The sequence below is a fragment of the Pelagibacterium mangrovi genome, assembly GCF_036662815.1.
GTDB lineage: Bacteria > Pseudomonadota > Alphaproteobacteria > Rhizobiales > Devosiaceae > Pelagibacterium > Pelagibacterium mangrovi.
Window position 1 is genome coordinate 268,391 of sequence record NZ_JBAFXA010000007.1, and the last position, 6,880, is coordinate 275,270.

Annotated in this window: 7 protein-coding genes; all 7 read right to left on the bottom strand. The window is 62.0% G+C overall.

All coding sequences use genetic code 11. The features are described from left to right. Window positions 1-12 precede the first annotated feature (12 nt). Complete coding sequence (locus V4T21_RS14315; protein ID WP_332717970.1) at window positions 13-420, bottom strand: DUF6152 family protein; 408 nt, start codon at window positions 418-420, stop codon at window positions 13-15. A 25-nt stretch (window positions 421-445) separates the two neighbouring features. Beyond that, window positions 446-1,525, bottom strand: a complete 1,080-nt coding sequence (locus V4T21_RS14320; protein ID WP_332717972.1) for a hypothetical protein — start codon at window positions 1,523-1,525, stop codon at window positions 446-448. A 125-nt stretch (window positions 1,526-1,650) separates the two neighbouring features. Continuing rightward, window positions 1,651-2,157, bottom strand: a complete 507-nt coding sequence (locus V4T21_RS14325) for a DUF6644 family protein (RefSeq protein WP_332717974.1) — start codon at window positions 2,155-2,157, stop codon at window positions 1,651-1,653. Window positions 2,158-2,173: 16 nt separating this feature from the next. Then, window positions 2,174-2,668, bottom strand: coding sequence for a hypothetical protein (locus tag V4T21_RS14330; RefSeq protein ID WP_332717976.1), 495 nt, complete (start codon window positions 2,666-2,668; stop codon window positions 2,174-2,176). A 53-nt stretch (window positions 2,669-2,721) separates the two neighbouring features. Continuing rightward, a complete protein-coding gene (locus tag V4T21_RS14335) occupies window positions 2,722-3,828 on the bottom strand; it encodes an alpha/beta hydrolase family protein (protein WP_332717978.1) in 1,107 nt (368 codons plus the stop codon). Between the two features lie 196 nt (window positions 3,829-4,024). After that, the gene (locus V4T21_RS14340) at window positions 4,025-5,764 is read right to left on the bottom strand and encodes an FAD-dependent oxidoreductase (protein WP_332717980.1); all 1,740 of its coding nucleotides are present in this window, start codon (window positions 5,762-5,764) and stop codon (window positions 4,025-4,027) included. Window positions 5,765-5,781: 17 nt separating this feature from the next. Continuing rightward, window positions 5,782-6,654: an intradiol ring-cleavage dioxygenase gene (locus V4T21_RS14345; protein WP_332717982.1), complete on the bottom strand. Its 873-nt coding sequence runs from the start codon at window positions 6,652-6,654 to the stop codon at window positions 5,782-5,784. Between the last annotated feature and the right edge of the window lie 226 nt (window positions 6,655-6,880).

Sequence of the window (6,880 nt, forward strand, 5' to 3'; positions counted from 1 at the left end):
CTATTTTCCGGCTCAGTTCACCGTGGGCGGCACAAGCCCTTCGACATTGCCGAACGTCGCGCCATCGGCCTTGATCGCGCCGACCAGATGGCCGGCGGGGCGCCCGTCACGCAGCGGGTTGGTGATGACGGTCACCATATCGCCCGGCTCCCAATAGGTGGGTGTGATGCCCTGGCGCCGCAGCCGCGAGGGATCGTCTAGTTCGAACCCCCAGGCGGTGACGCTTCCGTCCTCGTCGGTCACTTCGACATAGAGCCAGGAGTGTGGGTTGAGATAGTCGAATTCGGTAACCACCCCCGTCAGCTCCATTTCGATCGCATCGTCGAACATGGCCGCCGAATGGTGAGCCAACGCCGAGCCTGCCCCCAGAGCCCCCAGCGCCAGCACACCGGCAAAAGTCATTGTCGCAATATTTGTCATCGAAACGTTTCCTTTCTGTGCGGAATTACTGCTGCGTCCAGCCGAACCAGAATTCGGGATCGGTAAGCGGCGGCTTTTCGCCGGGAGCGTATTGGCTGACGACGCCGTCCGCTGTGAAATACCAGTTGGACCCCTCGATGCAGTCCCACGACGTGATCCAATGCTGGTTGCGCTGGTCGGGCGTATCTTCGATCTCCTTGTAGAAGGCGACCACCGTGTGCCAGGGCTCCACGAAATCGGGGGAATACATGGTGAGTTCGACTTCGAGCCGGGCATTGGGATCGGCCGTACCGCCGAGCGTGTTGGGCTCGATGCCCGAGCCCTCCATATCCACGAGCCTCCAGCGTTCCACCGTCTCCATTTCGGTCTGGCGCGGCATGTTGCGCTGCAGGATGCCGTCCTTGAGCCCGGTCGTAAGGACAGTCAGAACGTCGTCATCCCAAAAGCCGGTTGAATAGCCCAGCCACTCCCCATCGGGATTGCGCCAATCCTCGGTCGGCTGCTCGCGGTCGAGATAGACGTGGCGCAACTGGTTGACCATCTGGCTGTACATCGCGATGCGATCCGGCTGCACGAAGAATTCGCGATAACCGTATTCGGTGAACCAGCGCGGAAAATTGGGCTGCAGGCAGAACGAGATCGGGTCGATGGCCGTGTCGTCGAGCCATTCCTGGCTATCGGCCATGAAGATTTCGGCGGCTTCCGGATTCAACCGTGCGGCCATACCTTCGCGGGTCGAGTTCCTTCCGACGATGGCGACCTCGCCGGTACTGTTTTCGGTGCCCCATGACCCCGTCCAGTCGGGCATGGTTTCGGCGGTGTGTTCGGTCGGCCCACCATTGGCCTCGGCCTCTTCGAGCAGCGCGTTGTAATGCGCCTCCGCACTCTCGTAGCCGCACGGCCCCCCGGGCAATTCGAACGAAGCCCAAACCGACTGGAATTCCATCCTCGCCGAAATGCTCTGATCGGTCCCCAGATCGGGATATTGTTCGCTCAGCGGCGAACAGTCCTCGGCACTGTCCTCTTGCGCATTGGCCACATGCGCGAACCCGGTCGAGGCCAGCAGCGCCATTGCGAGAGCCAGTCTCGTTGATAGATGTCGCATCGGATTCTTTCCTCCTCTTGAAACCGAATGACCCATGATGAGGAATGACCGGGCGCGAATCCTGTAAAATCCAGTCAGCACCCTGCACATTCCTGCAGGGCGCATCGGCCGGGACGGCGCCCGGCTCAGATCGGAATGTCGTATGCTGTAAAGCCGATCCAGCGGCCCATCGCGATAACGCCGAACCAGAAGACCAGCGACAGCAGCCCGGCCGCTTTGCCGGCGAGAGGAACGGCGACGGACCCGTCATCCCAGCGCGCCACGGTGCGCGCGGTGATCAGCTCGAAAACGAACATGTTGATCCCCGCGAGAACGAGCAGAAACATCTTCCAGAGAAAGAACGTGTTGGTGATGTAGCCCGTGGCGTTGGACATGAACATCAACCCACCCGTGATCACGGCGGTGGCAAAACCCAGCCAAGTCCAATGCAGGCAGTCGCGCGCCACCTCGGTGACGCGCCGGCTCTTGGACGCCACCCCCAGCAGTCGCAAATCGACGATGGCGATAATGCCGAATACGAGGGCAATGCCGATCACATGGATCGCTTCAATGGTGGGAAACATCCAGCCCGACCAGGCGATTTCCTGGGACATGGGCAAATTCTGGAGCCATTCGGCGGCCGCTTCGATCATCGTTGGTCCCCCAGGCTCAGTAGATGAAATTGTCGACATAGGCGATGAAGCGCCCCATGACGATGATGCCGATCCAGGCGGTCAGCCCGACGAGCGTCACGAACCGCACCGGTCCGCGCCAGTCGAGATCCTCCCAAAAAGCGGGATCTCGCCGCAGCGAAGTCTGAAACACTGCCGTCAGCCCCAACACGATGACCAGCAGCCCCATCTTGGTCCAGAAGAAGACGTTGACCAGCGACCGCACGGGCTCCCCGATCACCAGCAGCCCACCGGTCACGGCCAGAAAGGCGGTTCCGATCCAGACCCACGGAACGTAGCGCCGCACGGTCTGCGTCATGGTCTGGCTGGTCCCGGTCAGGCCGAGAATGCGGGCGCTCATCATGAAGACCGAGCCGAACACCAGGGCCAGCGCGGCGATGTGAAAAGTCTGCAGCCACGGAATGATCCATGTGATCTGCGCGATCGTGCGGCTCAGCCCGGTGCCGCTGATCGCTTGGGCAAAGGCGTCCATGGGACCTCCAAGCAAGAGGCCCGGCAGCGACACAGCGCCGCCGGGCGGAACGTCTATTCTTCGAGGATTGTCCAATCCGCGGGCAGCTCGGCGCCGTCCGACAGATGCGCGATGATGGGGAGCAGCACTTCGGTCGCAAGCTCACCGCTGTTGGTGTCACTCATCATGAAATGCCCGCCGCCCGGAAAGCCGATATCGGCCATCTGGATGAATTTGGCATCGACACCCATCTGTTCGAGCTGACGCACCGCGCAGCCGAATTGTTCATCGGACTGGTTGCCGTGCTCGGACCGGATGATGACGATGGGAATATCGGCAAGCGACAGATTGGTGCTCACCGCGTCTTCCGGCTGCATCATGCACCCGTCGATGTCCACTGGCGTAAAGCCCTCGGCCAGCGCCGGCTCCCATTCTGCGGCGGCGACGTTGACCTCGTTCAGCAGATCGACACCCCCTTCATAGATCAGCACCCCGCCCACGGCGCCTTCAGGTGCCCCGATGGCCGCCGCCAACGTCGAGGCGACGCCAGCCGAGTGCCCGAACAGAACCGCCGGGCCGACCCTTTCGGCCAATTCGATGATGTTGTCTGCGGCATAACCATTGCCGCCATAAGGTCCGCCGGGTGAGCCCGCCAGCCAATTGATCACGCCCTGGTTCTCGGGATTGGCTTCGACCCAGGCCTCGCGGCTCCACTCGCCCGCCACCGGGTTCGCGTCGGGCCAGTGTTCGGACGACGCAAGTCCGCCGATCAGCGAATAAGGTGGCTGGCCGACCGTACCTTCCTCATAGCTCGGATCGGCCGGCGAACGGCCCAATCCGGGGCGGTCGATCCAATACGTGGCGACCCCGTTGGCCATCATATAGCTGGCCCAGCCGTCGCGGCCGTCTACCGTGGTCAACCAGTCGGCCGCCTGCCCGCCCCCGCCGTGAATCAGGATCACCGGCATGGTGACGGCTTGTTCCACGGGCAGGCCGAACCCGACCCAGCTCTGCCCGATGACGTCGATATTGCCGTCTTCCGCCACCTCGTAATCGACGCCGACGAAGAACCCGCCGAACTGGCTCAGCGTCATCGGTCCGGCTTCGCCGAAAGCCCAGGCCGGAGACGCGATGGCTGTCGTCCCCATCATCAAAAGCGCAAGCGCGCCGAATGTTTTCATATCTATCCCCTCCCGGATGACGGCCTCACCCGCTCCCATCGGCGGCAAGGCACCGGGCAATTCTTGGGGGTATTCCAGCAAGGGTCCTGCAAAAAACCCGCACCTCGAGCGTGGTTTTTCGACGCCTCGCCGGCGAGAAACGATCGCAACGAAAAACCCCGCCGAAACACCGGCGGGGTTTTCGCATTTACGATGATCAGCGGCCGAGAATGGCCGCCATGGCCTGCCTCAATTCATCCACCGGGTCCGTGGGCAGCGTCACGCTCCGCCAGGCGACGAAATGGTCGGGTCGCACCAGCACCGCGCCATGGTCCTCGACCTCGCGGGCCCGGGACCAATCGCCGTAATTGTCCTCGCAATCCTGCTCGGGGCCGACCGAAACCACATCGATATCCAACCCCAGCTCCGCGCCAACCGTTCGTGCGGCGTCTCTCCAGCCATCGCCCCCGATCCCGGTCAGGATTGTGAACTTGCCATGCCCGGTAACGTCGAGCGTGGAGACATCCTCACCATTCTTTTCGATCCAGGCATGGGGCAGCCGTGCTCCGGGAAAAGCCGATTGCTGATAAACCAGTTCGGGATCTTCCGAGAAACCGGGCCGCTCGGCACCGCCGTCGATAATGGCCGAGGATTGATAGCGCTGGTTCATCTCGACCCCGTGCGCGTCGAACTCATAGCGCTTGAACGCAATGGCATTGCGCAACGCCTTGCGGCGCTCGCGCCCTTCCTCCGTGTTCTCCTTGCGCGATTGCATGTTGGCGAGCATCACATCGGGATCGTTGGTGTCCAGAAGCCCCAGGGATTTGAAGATCGGAGCGGTTTCGCTGATCGATTTGTTGGCCCGGTCGACGATCTGCTTGCCGATCGGCGCGCGCTCGGCGGTATAGGTGTCGAGCAGCGAGGGTGCCGCCGAGCCCCGAACCACGAGCGCCAGTTTCCAGGCCAGGTTGAACGCGTCCTGGATCGAGGTGTTCGAGCCCAGGCCGTTGGACGGCGGATGGCGGTGCACAGCGTCACCCATGCAGAAGACGCGGCCTTTGGAATATTGGCGCGCGCTCATGTGGTTGACCGTCCAGGCCGAGACCGAGGTGATCTCCACCGGCACCGTATCGTCCCCGATCAGCGTATGGGCGACGTTGCGCGCATAATCCTCGGTGATCTCAGGCTGCTCGTCATTGATATCGTATCCCCACACGATCAGCCATTCATTCCAGGGCCGTACCATGCGGACCAGCCCCATGCCGATGCCGCCGACGTCCGAACCGGGCTGCAGGACCCAATAGAGGACCGAGGGCCTGTGGGCGACAAATCGGGACAGATCGGCCTTGAAGACGATATTGATCGAGCCGCCCACGCCCATTTTGCCTTCCATGGGCAATCCGATGTCCTCGGCAACCTTCGAACGCCCACCATCGGCCCCGATCAGATATTTGGCCCGGATTTGATAGGTTTCCCCGGTCACCCGGTCGCGCACCGTCGCGGTCACCCCGTCCGCGTCCTGCTCCAGCCCCAGATATTCGGTCGATAGCCGCGCCTTGGTTCCCCGGGCGCAGGCTGCGCCGAACAGGATCGGCTCGAGATAGGTCTGGGGCAGATCGACCATTTCGGTAGGGCTCGCGATCCGGTGGCGGGCGCTGGAGAAATGGTCCGAGCCCCAGCCGCGCAAGCGCCCAAGCTCCTCGCCGGCCAGCGAGGCGCAAAACACCGTGTTGCCCATCAGCCGGTTGGGCGTCGCATAGAGCATTGCGTCGGTCTCGAGACCCAGGTCGCGAAGCACCTCCATGGTGCGCTGATTGGTAATGTGCGCGCGCGGCGTGTCGGCCAGCCAGCGGTATTTGGTGACGAGAATATTGTCGATGCCATAGCTTGAAAGGAGCGCCGCGACGGTGGACCCGGCGGGACCGCTCCCTACGATCAGGATATCTGTTTCCAGCATTGTTCTTGTACTCTCGGTTATGCCGTGGGCTTGAGGCCGAATGTGTGGTCGAGCCGCATCCATGTGCCCGCGTGAGATTTGCCCGACGCCGCCGCCGGCGGCGTGCCCTGCCCTTCCGCAAGCGAGACGATCAGCGATTGCTTGACGCCGAACACCGCGTCGCTGTCGAGATAGGGATCGCCCTCGATGAAAAGATGCGTGACCAGCTTTTCGTATCCCTCATGATCGATCATGAAATGGATATGGGCGGGCCGATACGGATGGCGCTTGGTCGCGGCCAGCATGTCGCCCACCGGGCCGTCGGCGGGGATGGGATAGTATTTCGGCACGATGGTCCAGAAACTGATTTTCCCCTCGTCGTCGGCGATAAACCTCGCCCTCAGATTGGGATCGTCGCCGGGCTTCTGCACGTCGTAATAGCCGTCGTCGTCCGATTGCCAGACATCGACGACAGCGCCGGCCAAGGGCGCGCCATCGGCGCCGTCGATAATGGCCGTGACATAAAGCGGCGTGCCGTTCTCGCCCCCCGAAATATCGGCATCGGCGGGCCTGATCGGCGGGTTCTGCACGTAAAACGGCCCGAGAACCGTGGTTTCGGTCGCCCCCGCCGGCATCCGGTGGTTGATGGCGTCGACCAGCATGGAGATACCCAGCGTATCGGAAAGCAGGATGAACTCCTGCCGCTTATCGCTGCAGATCTGCCCTACCCTCGTCAGATACTCGATCGCCACCAGCCATTCATCCTGGGTCAGTTCCACCTCTCGAACGAACTCATGGGCATGACGCACCAGGGCCTGCAGGATCTGCCTGAGCCGGGGATCGGGCGTATCCCCGAACCGCTCCACGACCGCCTCGGTGATCGAATGTTCGTTGAAATCGCGCGTAGACATCCATTCTCCTTCCACATCTGCGGGAAAGATTAGGATGCGCACTTGGAGCACGCCTGCATGAATTGCGCCCGAACTGCAAAATCCGAGCAGATGCCGCCAAATTTATCTGGAGCGTTTCCAGCAAAAGTGGCAACGGTTTTGCGGTTCGGAAACGCGACGAAACAAAAGACTTAGGGCGTAGACTCATAACTTCTGATCCACAGGCGTGCTGAGAAGAGCTTGAGCG